We start from the raw sequence: 14,738 nt of genomic DNA, 5'->3' as shown, positions 1-14,738 counted from the left end.
CGAGCAGCACACCGCAGCATGACGGCCACGCCCGGGTGCGCCCTCATGCCCGTTTCCATGGGCGCGTCAGCATGCGCACTGACCTTGGCCATCACCCTCACCGCTTGCACCGTCGGCCCCGACTACGTCAAGCCACCCACACCCGCCGCAGCTACCTTCAAGGAACTCGAAGGCACCGGCTGGAAGCCCGCGCAACCCGCCGACATGCTGACGCGCGGCGCCTGGTGGAGCATCTACGCGGACCCATCGCTCGATGCGCTCGAACAGCAGGTCGCAGGCGCGAATCAGAACGTGCAGGCGGCCGAAGCGCGCTTTCGCGCCGCACGCGCCACGGTCGCGCAATATCGTTCGAGCTTCTTCCCGCTGGTCACCGCGAATGCCGCCTACTCGCGCGCGCGATCCTCGGAAAACGTGCTGCACAAATCGACCGCCGGCCTCACGCTGAACGACTACCTCGTGCAGGCCGACGCGTCGTGGGAACCTGACCTGTGGGGCCGCGTGTCGCGCAGCGTCGAAGGGGCGAAAGCGCAGGCGCAGGCCAGCGCCGCCGACACGCAAGCCGTGCTCCTGTCAATGCAGGCCGAACTCGCGACAGACTACTTCGAACTGCGCGGGCTCGATCAGGAGCGCCAGCTTCTCGACGACACGATCAAGGCCTATCGCGAAGCGCTGGATCTGACGCAGCATCGCTACGCCGGCGGCATCGCCACCGATGCCGACGTCGCACAGGCGCAGACGCAACTGAAAACCACCGAAGCACAAGCACTCGAGCTCGGCGTGCAGCGCGCGCAGCTCGAACACGCAATCGCGATCCTGATCGGCCAGCCGCCCTCCACTTTCTCGCTGCCGGTCGCGCCGCTCGCGGCCGTGCCCGTGGTGGCGCAAGCGGGCGTGCCGTCCGCGCTGCTCGAACGGCGGCCCGACATCGCGGCCGCGGAAAGGCAGGTCGCCGGGATGAACGCGCAGATCGGCGTGGCGACGGCGGCATTCTTCCCGAACCTGATTCTGTCGGTGACGGGCGGCCTCGAAGCGACCAACTACAGTCAATGGCTGCTCGCGCCGAGCCGCTTGTGGTCGCTCGGGCCGGCTCTCGCGGGCACATTGCTCGATTTCGGCGGACGCGCATCCGCGAAGGAACAGGCCCGCGCGCACTACGACGAAAGCGTCGCGCAATACCGGCAAACGGTGCTCGCCGCATTCGGCCAGGTCGAGGACAATCTCGCCGCGCTGCGCGTGCTCGAACAGGAAGCCGCCGCGCAGGACGACGCGGTGGCCGCCGCGCAGCGCGCGCTGTCGGTCGTGTCGGACCGCTATAAAAACGGCGCGATCACGTATCTCGACGTGGTCGTCGCGCAAACGACGGCGCTCACCAACGAGCGCAATGCGGTGTCGATCGCACGCCGCCGGATGGCCGCGAGCGTCGCGCTGGTCAAGGCGCTCGGCGGCGGCTGGGATGCGTCGACGCTGCCGACCGACGAGCAGCTCGTGCATCCGTCGCCGCCGGCCAGCGATGCAGCGGCGCAGGGTTAGCGCCCGGGTAGCTATCGGTTTCAGTGAGCAGGCTTTACTGCGTCGAACAGCCGTGCTGCGCCTGCTGAGCACTCACGCAAGCATGACGCTTCACGGCGGCGGCGCCGCGCATCGCGCCGGCCTGCATCTCTATTTCAGCGTATCCTTAACTCCTTTTGCGCGTTTCGCTTTCCCCAAGGAGATTTTTTCGTGACCCCGCCGCCGGAATCCCTGCGGACTGCTACCTCGGCTGCTCCTTCTTCGTCTGCTTCTCCCAACGTTTCCGCCGTGCCCGACATTCCCTACCTCGAACGCGGCAGCCGCGCCTATTGGCGTGCCAGCATCGCACTGCTGTTCGCCGGTTACGCGACCTTCTCGCTGCTGTACTGTGTGCAGCCATTGCTGCCGTCGTTTTCCGCGGCGTTCGACGTGACGCCCGCGCAAAGCAGCTTATCGCTCTCGCTCACCACCGCCGCGCTCGCGCTCGCCGTGTTCGTCGCCGGCTTCGTCTCCGAAGGCTGGAGCCGTCACAAGCTAATGACGCTGTCGCTGACCGTGTCCGCGTTGCTGACGATCGGCGTGTCGATCGCGCCGCAGTGGCATCAGTTGCTCGTGCTGCGCACGCTCCTCGGTCTCGCGCTCGGCGGCGTGCCCGCCGTCGCGATGGCCTACCTCGCCGAGGAAGTGCATCCCGACGGCCTCGGTCTTGCAATGGGGCTTTATGTGGGCGGCACGGCGATCGGCGGCATGGCGGGACGCGTGATCACGGGTGTCGTCGCGGATCTGTTTTCCTGGCGCATGGCGATCGGCACGATCGGCGTGCTCGGCCTTCTGTCGATGCTCGCGTTTCGCGCGCTGCTGCCGCCGTCGCGTCATTTCGTGCCGCGGCGCGGACTCGGCTTCGCGCATCACCGCACCGCGCTGCTTAAGCAGTTCACGCGGCCGGGTCTGCCCTTGCTGTTCCTGCTCGGCTTCGTGCTGATGGGCAGCTTCGTCACGCTGTACAACTACATCGGCTACCGGCTGCTCGCGCCGCCGTATCGATTGAATCAAACGGAAATCGGCGCGATCTTCGTCGTGTATCTGACCGGTGTGATCGCGTCGCCATGGTCGGGGCGCATGGCCGATACGTTCGGCCGCGCGCGCGTGCTCACCGGCAGTTTGCTGCTGATGCTGCTCGGTCTCGCCCTCACGATGCTGCATCCGCTGGCGATGATCGCCACCGGCATCGCGTGCGTCACGTTCGGATTTTTCGCCGGGCACTCGGTGGCGAGCGGTTGGGTCGGACGCCTCGCCAAGGACGCGAAAGGCCAGGCCGCCGCGCTCTACCTGCTCGCGTATTACATTGGTTCGAGCGTGGTCGGTTCGTACGGCGGCCGCGTGTGGGCCGGTCATGGATGGAATGGCGTCGCCGGACTCGTGGGCGCGTTGCTCGTCATCGGGCTCGTTGCGGCGAGGCGTTTGCGCGGACGCGAAAAGGCGGCCGCCTAAAAGCTCGAATCTGTTCGCGCCGCCACCCATTGCGCATTGAATCGCACCAAAAAGTAAGGCCCGCGTAAGCAAACACTTCATTTTTTTCGATCTGTTTGCTGCGCCGCGCCAATCGTGGGGAGCCTTGCCACAGCGCATTCAGCGCCTTGCGAAAAGTCGCCGCGGCGCCGCACGTCATTGCTACGCCGATCTAACGGTCTTCTATACTCAAATCGAGCGGGGGCGGTGAATGACTCCGGCAGATCGAGCCGCCCCTTCGCGACCAATACATAGCAACCATGTTGCATGGGAGACGAATATGATGACCTACTTCACGATCGGCGATTTCATCCTCGTCATTCCGATGGCGCTCGCGGGCGCGCTATTTGTCGGCGCGCTACCCTGCAAGACGGAAATGCGGCACAACGCGCTGCGTGTGCTGGGCGCACTGATCGGCGTGATTTGCGCAGTCGCGCTGGTTGAAGGTCTGCCGGCGCTGGTGTAGCGCACAGTAAAAAAGCCGCCTCACGGGCGGCTTTTTCGCTTCTGCTCATCGGCTTTCTGCGGATGCGGGTCGCGATGATCAGATTGCCTGATCCGTCGACGGCTTCTCCCACAGATTGACTCCGCCTTCGGTCGCGTAGCGGTCGATCTCCGCGAGTTCGTCCTTCGTGAACGCGAGGTTCTTCAACGCACCGACGTTCTCGCGCACCTGCTCCGCGCGGCTCGCGCCGATCAGCACCGACGTCACGCGCGAATCGCGCAATGCCCACGCCAGCGCCATTTGCGCGAGGCTCTGCCCGCGACGCTGCGCGATGTCGTTGAGCTTGCGCACGTGCTCGATGTTTTGCGGGCTCAAATGCTCCTGCTTCAACGAACCGCCGCCCGGCTTGTTGACGCGCGCATCGTCCGGCACGCCATTCAGGTATTTGCCGGTGAGCAAACCCTGCGCGAGCGGCGTGAAGGCGATCGTGCCAGCGCCGACCTTCTCCAGCGTATCCAGCAGCTCATGCTCGATCCAGCGGTTGAGCATGTTGTACGCGGGCTGATGGATCAGCAGCGGCACCTTGTACTCGGCGAGCAGCTTCGTCATTTCGAGCGTCTTGGTTGCCGAGTAAGACGAAATGCCGATGTACAGCGCCTTGCCTTGTTGCACGGCGCTCGCCAATGCACCGGCGGTTTCCTCGAGCGGCGTGTCGGCATCGAAACGATGCGAATAGAAGATGTCGACGTAGTCGAGTCCCATGCGTTGCAGGCTCTGATCGAGACTCGCGAGCACGTACTTGCGCGAGCCGCCACCCTGGCCGTACGGACCCGGCCACATGTCCCAACCGGCCTTCGACGAAATCAGCAGCTCGTCGCGATACGGTTTGAAATCGTCCTTGAACAGACGCCCGAAGTTCGTCTCCGCGCTGCCGTACGGCGGCCCGTAGTTGTTCGCGAGGTCGAAGTGGGTGATACCGAGATCGAACGCCGTGCGCAGGATGTCGCGCTGCGTGGAGATCGGCGTGGTGTCGCCGAAGTTGTGCCACAAGCCGAGCGACAGCGCCGGCAGTTTGAGACCCGACTTGCCGCAGACGCGGTATTGCATGTCCGAATAGCGTTCGGAAGCTGCTTCGTAAGCCATTGCTAGTGTCCTTGTTGGTGAAGTCGCCCGGTCAATGCGGGCGTGAGGCGATCACACGTTGCGAGAGGCGGGCTGCTTTATAGGTTTATGCGAAGTGCAGCCAGAGCGCTATGGTAGCCAATCGACGCGATGCGTGCAGACGCCCAGTATGCGGGATGGACGATGGCTTGCGGGTCCCTTACACTTTGGCCGGTCGAAGCTTATGGGAGGAATGCATGACGAAGGCTATTTCATTCGCGCTGCTCGTCGGCGGGATCGTGTTGCTGTATTTCGGCGGGCAGGCGTTCAATTCGGTGAGCAGCGACGTCGCGCGCGTGTTCACCGGTTCGCCGAGCAACAAGGCGATCATGCTGATCGTGGCCGGCGTGATCGCCACGCTCGCCGGAGTCACGGGAATCGCGCTGTCCGGACGCAAACGGTAAGCGCTGATGGACGGGTGCGGCGCCTGGCGTTCGATCGCATGAAATGAACGCACACGAGCGCCGCCGCCAACGATAAAAAGCTAAAACGCCACTTCAGGCTTCGCAGCCGAACGGGTGCCCGGCAACGGCACATTGCTCGCGCCGTGATACGTGTACACCAGAGAAAACTTCACCTGGTCGCTGAGGTTTTTGCCCGCTGAGTGCAGCGTGTTGCAGTGGAAGAAAACGACGTCCCCGGCCTTCAGTTCGGGCGACACCGCCGCGCGAATCCAGGCCTGATTCTCTTCGAGGTCGGAGCGGAAAAATTTGGCTTCGTCAAACCGGTCGGACGTGAACGGCTCGCTGTGAGACTTCGGCACGAGCCACAGCGCACCGTTATCGACGGTTTCCGAACCGACCGCGAGCCACACCGATACCAGATCGTCACGCTCGAACGACCAGTAGCGCACATCGCGATGCCAGCCGGTCAGGCTGCCGTATGCGGGATGCTTGGTCATCATGCAGTTGTGATGCGCGCGCGACAGGCGCGGCTCTTCACCGAAGTACAACTCCATCCAGCCGCGAATTTCCGGCGCAGTCGCCCACTGCGCGAACGCCGGATGGCGCCCATACGCATCCAACAGCCGCCGCACCGTATGGCCGCCCGGCGCGTGTTTCGACGACGGCGCGCCGGGGTACTGCAGATCCGCTTCGAATTCGATCGGCACCGCCGCTTCCTGCAACTGCTGCTGCGCGATCTGCTTCAATTCGGCGCAACGCTCGGGCGACACCAAATCGGGCACCACGACGAAGCCCTGCTCCCGCAACGTCTGAATTTGCTCTTTCTTCGAATGGAATGACATGGTGATCCGTTACTGTCGACTAGCCGATGCTCGATTGTAAAACGGGCGCGATCGCACTGCGCGCAGTTTCACCCGCCGACGCGACGCAGCCTGACTCACGACTTTCACGCGCAGGAACGCCGGTACGGCACAGCGACGGGGCAAACGCGCACGATAATCGACCGCGGCGTGCCCGCCGCGCGGGCGTGCGTTGCGCTCCATCTTCGTAATAACCCGTATTCGCAGGGTAAAAACCCGACTTTTTGGCGTCATGAATCACGTGTAGCCTGCACGCATGTTGATCGCCGCTCCCGCACTTTTGCGTCGTGCCCAGGCCGCCCAGGCCCGCGCCGCCGAGCTCCGTGCTTTTTTCCGACGAATTCCGGGCTTTCGTGCCGTCCCTCGGGACACCGCCTTTGGCATGTTTGCTGCTGCTATTGGCGCACCCTCCGTCGCGCGACACGTTGCCTACCTGTGAAGCCATGCATACTCTTCTGAGCACCCGTCTTACCCGCGCCGCACTGAAAGCGGCGCGCCCCGCGCGCCGCCACGTCGTGCGCGCGCTGCGTCATCACGCCACGCGCACCCGCGCGTTGGGCGAACAGTGGCGCGATGCCAAAGCGGTCGACGGCATTCGCACGTGGTTCCACACATTCTTCTCAGCACTGCGCCTGCAAGGCAGTTCACGCCGCTTCTCGCTGCGCACGCTGCTGCGCAAACCGACACCGCTGCGGCTCACCGCCGCGCAACGCGCACCGGTTCCCGCGCAGCAGAATACGAGCCGCCGCCCGCGTCGCATGTCGACGAGCAGCAGCAGCGGCTGGTTCGTGTTCGCGTTTGCGAGCCGTTAAGACGGGGCTCGGACACGCACCCCGCCGCTATCGCTAGCGCGGTTTCCGAACAGACGCGCGCGTGGCGGTTTCCCATGACGCGGAGTAACCGCGCGACGAAGCAGCGACGCACTACGCAATAGGCGATAAAAAAACCCCGCCCGGCTCACGCCGGCGGGGTTTTTGTTTGAAGCGGGCAGCGCGTGCTGATTAGGCGAGCGCGGCAACCGGTTCGGTGCCGGCGGCTTCCGCCAGCGCGAGCGCCTTGTCCGTGGATTCCCACGTGAATTCCGGCTCTTCGCGGCCGAAGTGACCATAGGCCGCGCTCTTCTCATAGATCGGGCGCAGCAGGTCGAGCATCTGGATAATGCCCTTCGGACGCAGGTCGAAATGCTCCTGCACCAGACGCGTGATCGTCGCATCCGACACGCGGCCCGTGCCGAACGTGTTGACCATCACCGAAGTCGGCTGCGCAACGCCGATCGCGTACGACACTTGAATCAGGCAGCGCGACGCGAGGCCGGCGGCCACGATGTTCTTCGCGACATAACGGCCTGCATAGGCCGCCGAGCGATCGACCTTCGACGGGTCCTTGCCCGAGAACGCACCGCCACCGTGGGGCGCCGCACCGCCGTACGTATCGACGATGATCTTGCGGCCCGTCAGGCCGCAATCGCCTTGCGGACCGCCAATCACGAAACGGCCGGTCGGGTTCACCAGGAACTTGATGTCGCCCTTGATGAGTTCGGCGGGCAGCGTCGGCTTGATGACTTCTTCGATCACGGCTTCGCGCAGCGTGTCCAGATCGATGTCCGGCGAGTGCTGCGTGGACAGCACGACGGTGTCGATCGAATGCGGCTTGCCGTCGACATAACGCACGGTGACCTGCGACTTCGCATCCGGGCGCAGCCACGGCAGACGGCCGTCGCGGCGCAGATTCGCCTGACGTTCGACCAGACGGTGCGACAAATGGATCGGCAGCGGCATCAGCTCCGGCGTTTCTTCACACGCGTAACCGAACATCAGGCCCTGGTCGCCGGCGCCTTGATCGAGGTTGTTGTCGTGCGCGCGGTCCACGCCCTGGGCGATGTCTGGCGATTGCTTGTCGTACGCGACGAGCACGGCGCAGCCGCGGTAGTCGATGCCGTAATCGGTGTTGTCGTAGCCGATGCGCTTGATGGTATTGCGCGCGATCTGGATGTAATCGACGTTCGCCGTGGTCGTGATTTCACCGGCCAGCACGACCAGGCCCGTGTTGCACAGCGTTTCTGCTGCGACACGCGAGTATTTGTCCTGCGCCAGGATCGCATCGAGAATCGCGTCCGAGATTTGATCCGCGACTTTGTCGGGATGGCCTTCGGAGACGGATTCGGAAGTGAAGAGATAGTCGTTTGCCACGTTGCAGACTCCTGTTTGGTGGTTACGGTTGAGTTTCACGTAGCCAGCTTCGGGAGTCTGAAGCGGCGACGCTTTAGCGGATTACTTTGACCGGCCGGCGCATATCACATGGATCGCACCCGCCAGCTTCGCCCCGCAAGTTGTCTATTAACTCGGCGAAGCCCTTATTATAGCGACTTCCTTTGATTGTCACAGAGTGTCCACGAGTGCGGTATTACGTCAATTTCTCCGCTTTCCTGAAATCCGTCGTGCGCAGCGCCTCTTCTTTCCTGGAGGCGGCATGCTGAGCCGCTATGGCGCGAAGCTCGCGATCGGGCTGTTGAAACTTTTTGCACTGCTGCCCTATGGCCTCGTCGCCCGTTTCGGCGACGGGCTCGGCTGGCTGCTCTATCAGATTCCGAGCCGCCGCAAGCGCATCTTGCACACCAATCTGACGCTGTGCTTTCCCGAGTGGAGCGACGAGCGCCGCGAAGATGTCGCGCAGAAACACTTCCGCCACGCGATCCGCAGCTACATCGAACGCAGCGTGCAGTGGTTCGGCTCGGCGAAGAAACTCGAAAAGTTGATCCAGCTCGACAGCGCGATCGATCTGACGGACCCGAACCTGCCGCCTACGCTGTTTCTCGGCTTTCACTTCGTCGGCATCGAGGCCGGGTCGATCTTCCTGAACTACTCGCTCAAGCGTCAATGCGGCTCGCTGTATCAGCCGATGTCGAACCCGGAACTCGAAGAGGTCGCCAAAGCGGCGCGCGCGCGTTTCGGCGCGGACATGGCGAGCCGCGCCGACAGCGCGCGCATCGTGCTGCGCTGGCTGCGCGAACGCAAGCCGGTGATGCTCGGCGCCGACATGGACTACGGCGCGCGCAATTCCACCTTCGTGCCGTTCTTCGGCGTGCCGACCTGCACGCTGACCGCGGTGGGGCGTCTCGCGAAGGTCGGCCGCGCGCAGGTCGTGCCGTTCATCGGCGAAGTGCTGCCGAACTACAAGGGTTACCGCCTCAAGGTATTCAAGCCCTGGGACAACTATCCCACCGGCGACGACGACTTGGACGCGCGGCGCATGAACGCCTTCCTCGAAGAGCAGATTCCGCTGCTGCCCGAGCAGTATTACTGGGTGCACAAGCGCTTCAAGACCCGGCCGCCGGGCGTCCCGAGCGTGTACTGACCCGGTTCGACCTGAACGACGCCGGCGCAGCCAGCCGGACAAGCCGCCCGAACGCGGAAATAACGCGGCGTTCGGCTCACCTGCCGGCGCGTCACTTACAATAGCGCGATGAAACTGAAATTCACCAAGATGCACGGCGCGGGCAATGACTTCGTCGTGCTCGACGGCTTCACCCGACCGGTCAACCTGAGCCCGGCGCAGGTGCGCGCGCTCGCGGACCGGCACTTCGGCGTCGGCGCCGATCAATTGCTGCTGGTCGAAAAGCCCACCGTGGATGGCGTCGATTTCCGATATCGCATCTTCAATTGCGACGGCGGCGAGGTCGAGCACTGCGGCAATGGCGCGCGCTGCTTCGTCAAGTTCGTGCGCGACCGCGGCCTGACCGATCGGCGCAGCGTGCGCGTGCAAGTGCAGAAGGGCATCATTACGCTGACCGTGCAGGACAACGGTGAAGTGCTGGTCGACATGGGCGCGCCGGTGTTCGACCCGGCACGCGTGCCGTTCGCCACCAAGGGCCTCGAAGGGCGCCGCGAAGGCACGGACACGCTCTGGCCGCTCGACGTGAACGGCACGACGCGCTGGATTTCAGTGGTGTCGATGGGCAATCCGCACGCCGTGCAGGTGGTCGACGATGTCGAAGCGTTCCCGGTGCTGGTCGAAGGCCCGGTGATCGAACGCCATGCGCGCTTCCCGCAGCGGGTGAATGCGGGCTTCATGCAGATCGTCGGCCGCAGCGAGATCAGGCTGCGCGTGTATGAACGCGGCGCGGGCGAAACGCTCGCGTGCGGCACGGGCGCCTGCGCGGCGGTTGCGGCGGGCATCCGGCGCGGGCTGCTGGACGCACCGGTGCTGGTCCACACGCACGGCGGCAAGCTGACGATCACGTGGGACAGCACCCGCGAAGGCGAACCGCTGCTGATGGCGGGCCCCGCCGCCACCGTTTTCGAAGGCGAGATCGAACTGGCCGACTCGTTGGCCGCTTAAACTCATTGACCGATGCGCCGCCCTTGGGGCGTCGTCCCGTAGTCCTTTAGCCGAAACCATGAACGATCGCGAAGTCGCCGAATACCTGCTCGCCAACCCCGAATTCTTCGCCGAACACGCGGAAATGCTCGCGACCATCCGGCTTGCGAACCCGCACGGCAAAGCCGCGGTGTCGCTGCAGGAACGGCAGATGGAAATGCTGCGCGACAAGAACAAGCATCTCGAACGGCGCCTCGCCGAACTGCTGCGTTACGGCCACGAGAACGACAGCATCGCGTCGAAATTCAACCGCTGGACCATCCGCGTGATAGCGGAGCGCGATCCGTACGCGCTGCCGCGCACGATCGCCACCGGCTTGCGCGAGATTTTCGACGTGCCGCAGGCCGCGCTGCGCGTGTGGGACGTGGCCGAGCCTTACGCTCAGGCCGACTTCGCGCGCCACGTCGGCGAGGAAGTGCGCATTTTCGCGGGCAGTCTCACGACGCCGTACTGCGGCGCGAACACCGGCTTCGAAGCCGCGCAGTGGCTAACTCCGGCGGTCGGCGCGGTGGCGGACGAGAGCGCGTGCGGCAGTGCCACGTCCGAGTCGGCGCACGTCACTGAATCGATTGCGTTGCTCGCGCTGCGCGACCCGGAGGCCAACGAAGAGGCGCCCACCTTCGGTCTGCTGGTGATGGGCTCGGCCGATGCGCGCCGCTTCCACGACGGCATGGCCACCGATTTCCTGACGCAGATCGGCGCGCTGGCGAGCGCCGCGCTGAGCCGTCTGCTGCCGCGCTGACCTGCGCCCGCCCGCACGCACGCGCCCGAGCCCGCTACCGTGACCGCCGCCGACCCGATCGCCGCGTACCTGTCGAACCTCGAACATGAGCGGCGGCTGTCGGCGCATACGCTGCGCGGCTATACCCACGAACTCGAAGAACTCAGGCTGCTGGCCAAAGGTCGGCCGCTCGAAAGCCTGAGCGCCGTCGACATTCGCGGCGCCGTAGTGCGCGCGCATGCGGGCGGCCTGACGGCGCGCTCGATCAGCCACCGGCTGTCGGCGTGGCGCGCGTTTTATCGCTGGCTCGCCGGCCGCGTCGAGCTGCCGGCCAATCCTGTCGCCACCGTGCGCGCGCCGAAGCAGGCGAGGACGCTGCCCAAGGCCCTGTCCGTCGACGACGCCACGCGCCTGATGGAAACGCCGCCCATCGCATCGCCCGAAGGGTTGCGCGATCACGCGATGCTCGAACTGTTTTACTCGTCCGGTCTGCGTCTCGCTGAACTGGTCGGCCTCGACGCCCGTTTCGCCGATGCCGACGGCTACCGTTCCGCCGGTTGGCTCAAGCTGGACTCCGCCGAAGTCGAAGTGCTCGGCAAGGGCAACCGGCGCCGCGTCGTGCCGGTCGGCAGCAAGGCGCTCGCCGCGCTGAACGCATGGCTCGCGGTGCGCGGCCAGATGGTCAAGCACGATCCGCATCCGCTGTTTCTGTCGGCGCGCGGCAACCGCCTGTCGCCGAATGTCGTGCGTGAGCGCGTGAAGCGCGCGGCGCTGGTCGCGGGCATCCCCGCCAACGTACATCCGCACGTGCTGCGGCATTCGTTCGCCACGCACGTGCTGCAGTCGAGCGGCGATCTGCGCGCCGTGCAGGAACTGCTCGGCCATGCCAGCATCACCGCTACGCAGGTCTACACCGCGCTCGATTTCCAGCACCTCGCCCACGTCTACGACCAGGCGCATCCGCGCGCCAAAAAACGCGACTGACGCCGCTTATTCGGCTTGTAGTCTCCTGCGCTTTCGCTTCACTCGCTGCGTGCGCGTTGCCACGCGGCCATTGCTCTGCTGACACCCTGATGAATACCGTTACGCTCAAACCGTCGAAAGAAAAATCGCTGCTGCGCCGCCATCCGTGGGTCTATGCCAACGCGATCGACCGCGTCGATGGCAATCCCGCGCCCGGGGCAACCGTGCTGGTGCGCGCGCACGACGGCCGCTTTCTCGCGCGCGCCGCCTACAGTCCGCATTCGCAGATCCGCGCGCGCGTGTGGAGCTTCGACGAAACCGAGCCGATCGATCACGCGTTTTTCAAACGCCGCGTGCAGCGCGCGCTCGCGCATCGTCAGACGATGGTGCACGACACCGGCGCGGTACGGCTGATTTTCGGCGAAGCGGACGGCCTGCCCGGCTTGATCGTCGATCATTACGTCGCCGCGGACGCAGGCCAGCGGAGTCAGTTGGTTTGCCAGTTCATGGCGGCGGGCGTCGAGGCGTGGAAGGAAGCAATCGTCGCGGTGCTGGTCGGCGCGACCGGCTGCCCGAATGTCTACGAACGTTCGGACGTGTCGATTCGCCAGAAGGAAGGACTCGAACAGATCACCGGCGTGCTGGCGGGCGAGGCGCCATCGGATGCGTTGATTTCGAGCGAAAACGGCGTGCGCTATCACGTCGACGTGCGCAACGGCCACAAAACCGGCTTTTACGTCGATCAGCGCGACAACCGCCTGCTGGTGCAGCAGCTCGCGCAGGATCGCGACGTGCTGAACTGCTTCTGCTACACCGGCGGCTTCTCGCTGGCGGCGTTGAAGGGTGGCGCGAAGCGGGTGGTGTCGATCGACTCGTCGGGCGAAGCTCTGGCGCTCGCCCAGCAGAACGTAACGGCCAACGGCTTCGACGCCGAACGCGCCACCTGGCTCGACGCCGACGCGTTCAGGACGCTGCGCCGTCTGTACGACGAGGGCGAGCGCTTCGACCTGATCGTGCTCGACCCGCCGAAATTCGCGCCGTCGCGCGAACACGTGGACCGCGCGTCGCGCGCTTACAAGGACATCAACCTGACCGGCCTGAAGCTGCTGCGCCCGGGCGGTTTGCTGTGCACCTACTCGTGCTCGGGCGCGATCGACTCCGAACTGTTCCAGAAGATCGTCTCCAGCGCGGCCGCCGACGCGCGCGTCGATGCGCGCATTCTCAAGCGCCTCGGCGCGGGCGTGGATCATCCGTTGCTCACGGCGTTCCCGGAAGGCGAATACCTGAAGGGTCTGCTGTTGCAAATCGCCTGATCGCCCATAATTTGAGCTTATTTTTCAGGCTCGTTTAGCGCTCGGGCGGCGCTGGCGCCGGCGGGCGGGAACCCCGACCGTCAGCGCGGGCTTGACAGATATGGTTCAATAACCGGCTACACAGGGCTGCGCGCCATCCGGCCGCCGCGCCCGGCTACGCTTTCGATCACGCACCGTTTCACGAACTACAGGCGACCAACATGCTCCCAGTCACCATCCTGACCGGCTTTCTCGGCAGCGGCAAAACCACCCTGCTCAAGCGCATCCTGAACGAAAAACACGGCATGAAGATCGCCGTCATCGAAAACGAGTTCGGCGAAGAGAACATCGACAACGAAATCCTCGTGCAGGACACCAGCGAGCAGATCATCCAGATGAGCAACGGCTGCATCTGCTGCACGATTCGCGGCGACCTGTCGCGCGTGCTGGGCGATCTGGCGGCGAAGAAACAGGCGGGCGAAGTGGACTTCGACCGCGTCGTGATCGAAACCACCGGTCTCGCGAATCCAGGCCCGGTCGCGCAGACGTTCTTCATGGACGACCAGATCGCCAGCGAATTCCTGCTCGACGCGATCATCACGCTGGTGGACGCGAAGCACGCGAACCATCAACTGGACGAACACGAAGTGGTGCAGCGTCAAGTCGGTTTCGCCGACCGCCTGTTCATCACCAAGGCCGATCTGGTCGACGAAAAGCACGTGAGCGATCTGCGCCACCGTCTGCTGCACATGAACCCGAAGGCGGCGATCAAGGTCGTCAATTTCGGCGAAGCGGACATCAAGGAAATTTTCGATCTGCGCGGCTTCAACCTGAATTCGAAGCTGGAAATCGACCCGGACTTCCTCGCCGAAGACGAGCACGCCCACAGCCACGCTCACGCGCATGACGAGCACGGCCATACGCACGCCGACCACGATCACGAAAACTGCGATCACGACCACGGCCATTGCGACCACGAAGGCCACGATCACGCGCACCATCACCATGCGCATCACGACGACAAGATCAAGTCGTTCGTGTACCGCAACGATCGGCCGTTCGATCCGAACAAGCTCGAAGATTTCCTCGGCGGCATTCTGCAGATTTATGGCGAGCGCCTGCTGCGCTACAAGGGCGTGCTGTACATGAAGGGCGTCGATCGCAAGGTCGTATTCCAGGGCGTGCATCAGATGATGGGCAGCGATCTGGCCGCAAAATGGCAGCCGGTCGAGAAGAAGACCAACAAGATGGTGTTCATCGGCATCGAACTGCCGCAAGACCTGATCACCGACGGCCTGGACGCCTGTCTCGCCTAAGCGCGGGCGCTTGCCGTGCTGCGGCAGCGGCGCGGCACACGCCGCGCTGCCGCGCTCGCCACATATGTGGCCGTATGCGCGGCGTTAATCATCTGCCGAATGCGCGTGACGTCCGGTTGCAAGGCCCCGAACAAGTCACGCGAATGAAAAGCGCGTGAAAACCCTGCTGTATTAATACGTG

At 64.4% G+C, this 14,738-nt stretch carries 15 protein-coding genes; 12 read left to right on the top strand and 3 right to left on the bottom strand.

Annotated elements, in window-relative coordinates:
• The first annotated feature begins 45 nt into the window (after positions 1-45).
• From B0G69_RS07330 to B0G69_RS07320, 4 genes are all read left to right on the top strand, one after another.
• Positions 46-1,530 (top strand): efflux transporter outer membrane subunit, encoded by a 1,485-nt coding sequence (locus B0G69_RS07330; protein ID WP_121316289.1) that lies wholly within the window; start codon positions 46-48, stop codon positions 1,528-1,530.
• A gap of 52 nt (positions 1,531-1,582) precedes the next feature.
• The gene (locus B0G69_RS40970; RefSeq protein ID WP_158608926.1) at positions 1,583-1,723 is read left to right on the top strand and encodes a hypothetical protein; all 141 of its coding nucleotides are present in this window, start codon (positions 1,583-1,585) and stop codon (positions 1,721-1,723) included.
• 74 nt (positions 1,724-1,797) lie between these two features.
• Complete coding sequence (locus B0G69_RS07325; protein ID WP_121316288.1) at positions 1,798-3,000, top strand: MFS transporter; 1,203 nt, start codon at positions 1,798-1,800, stop codon at positions 2,998-3,000.
• A 298-nt stretch (positions 3,001-3,298) separates the two neighbouring features.
• Entirely contained in the window at positions 3,299-3,484 is a 186-nt protein-coding gene (locus B0G69_RS07320) for a hypothetical protein (RefSeq protein ID WP_121316287.1), read from the top strand.
• Positions 3,485-3,562: 78 nt separating this feature from the next.
• On the opposite strand, the gene mgrA is transcribed toward B0G69_RS07320, so the two are convergent.
• Positions 3,563-4,606 (bottom strand): L-glyceraldehyde 3-phosphate reductase, encoded by a 1,044-nt coding sequence (mgrA, locus tag B0G69_RS07315; RefSeq protein WP_121316286.1) that lies wholly within the window; start codon positions 4,604-4,606, stop codon positions 3,563-3,565.
• 215 nt (positions 4,607-4,821) lie between these two features.
• Between mgrA and B0G69_RS07310 the strand changes: the two genes are divergently transcribed.
• Positions 4,822-5,028, top strand: coding sequence for a DUF3185 family protein (locus tag B0G69_RS07310; protein ID WP_121316285.1), 207 nt, complete (start codon positions 4,822-4,824; stop codon positions 5,026-5,028).
• 80 nt (positions 5,029-5,108) lie between these two features.
• Here the strand turns inward: B0G69_RS07310 and B0G69_RS07305 are convergent, their stop codons facing one another.
• Positions 5,109-5,870, bottom strand: a complete 762-nt coding sequence (locus B0G69_RS07305; RefSeq protein ID WP_121316284.1) for a phytanoyl-CoA dioxygenase family protein — start codon at positions 5,868-5,870, stop codon at positions 5,109-5,111.
• A 461-nt stretch (positions 5,871-6,331) separates the two neighbouring features.
• Here B0G69_RS07305 and B0G69_RS07295 point away from each other — a divergent pair, with 461 nt between their 5' ends.
• Positions 6,332-6,700: a hypothetical protein gene (locus tag B0G69_RS07295; RefSeq protein WP_121316282.1), complete on the top strand. Its 369-nt coding sequence runs from the start codon at positions 6,332-6,334 to the stop codon at positions 6,698-6,700.
• A gap of 189 nt (positions 6,701-6,889) precedes the next feature.
• Here B0G69_RS07295 and metK read toward each other — a convergent pair whose 3' ends face one another.
• Positions 6,890-8,077 carry a methionine adenosyltransferase gene (gene metK / locus B0G69_RS07290; RefSeq protein ID WP_121316281.1) on the bottom strand — a complete coding sequence of 396 codons (1,188 nt, stop codon included), beginning with the start codon at positions 8,075-8,077 and terminating at the stop codon, positions 6,890-6,892.
• 280 nt (positions 8,078-8,357) lie between these two features.
• Here metK and B0G69_RS07285 point away from each other — a divergent pair, with 280 nt between their 5' ends.
• From B0G69_RS07285 to B0G69_RS07260, 6 genes are all read left to right on the top strand, one after another.
• Positions 8,358-9,242, top strand: coding sequence for a lipid A biosynthesis lauroyl acyltransferase (locus tag B0G69_RS07285; RefSeq protein ID WP_121316280.1), 885 nt, complete (start codon positions 8,358-8,360; stop codon positions 9,240-9,242).
• A 108-nt stretch (positions 9,243-9,350) separates the two neighbouring features.
• Positions 9,351-10,226 (top strand): diaminopimelate epimerase, encoded by an 876-nt coding sequence (gene dapF, locus B0G69_RS07280; RefSeq protein ID WP_121316279.1) that lies wholly within the window; start codon positions 9,351-9,353, stop codon positions 10,224-10,226.
• A gap of 58 nt (positions 10,227-10,284) precedes the next feature.
• A complete protein-coding gene (locus B0G69_RS07275; protein ID WP_121316278.1) occupies positions 10,285-11,007 on the top strand; it encodes a DUF484 family protein in 723 nt (240 codons plus the stop codon).
• A 39-nt stretch (positions 11,008-11,046) separates the two neighbouring features.
• On the top strand, positions 11,047-11,970 hold the full coding sequence (xerC, locus tag B0G69_RS07270; RefSeq protein WP_121316277.1) for a tyrosine recombinase XerC: 924 nt from the start codon (positions 11,047-11,049) through the stop codon (positions 11,968-11,970).
• Positions 11,971-12,059: 89 nt separating this feature from the next.
• The gene (locus tag B0G69_RS07265; RefSeq protein WP_121316276.1) at positions 12,060-13,262 is read left to right on the top strand and encodes a class I SAM-dependent rRNA methyltransferase; all 1,203 of its coding nucleotides are present in this window, start codon (positions 12,060-12,062) and stop codon (positions 13,260-13,262) included.
• A 200-nt stretch (positions 13,263-13,462) separates the two neighbouring features.
• On the top strand, positions 13,463-14,557 hold the full coding sequence (locus tag B0G69_RS07260; RefSeq protein WP_121316275.1) for a GTP-binding protein: 1,095 nt from the start codon (positions 13,463-13,465) through the stop codon (positions 14,555-14,557).
• Positions 14,558-14,738: the final 181 nt, after the last annotated feature.

The organism is Paraburkholderia sp. RAU2J (assembly GCF_003634845.1).
GTDB lineage: Bacteria > Pseudomonadota > Gammaproteobacteria > Burkholderiales > Burkholderiaceae > Paraburkholderia > Paraburkholderia fynbosensis.
The sequence above is the reverse complement of the archived record's forward strand: the minus strand, read 5'-3'. Positions and strand labels throughout refer to the sequence as shown.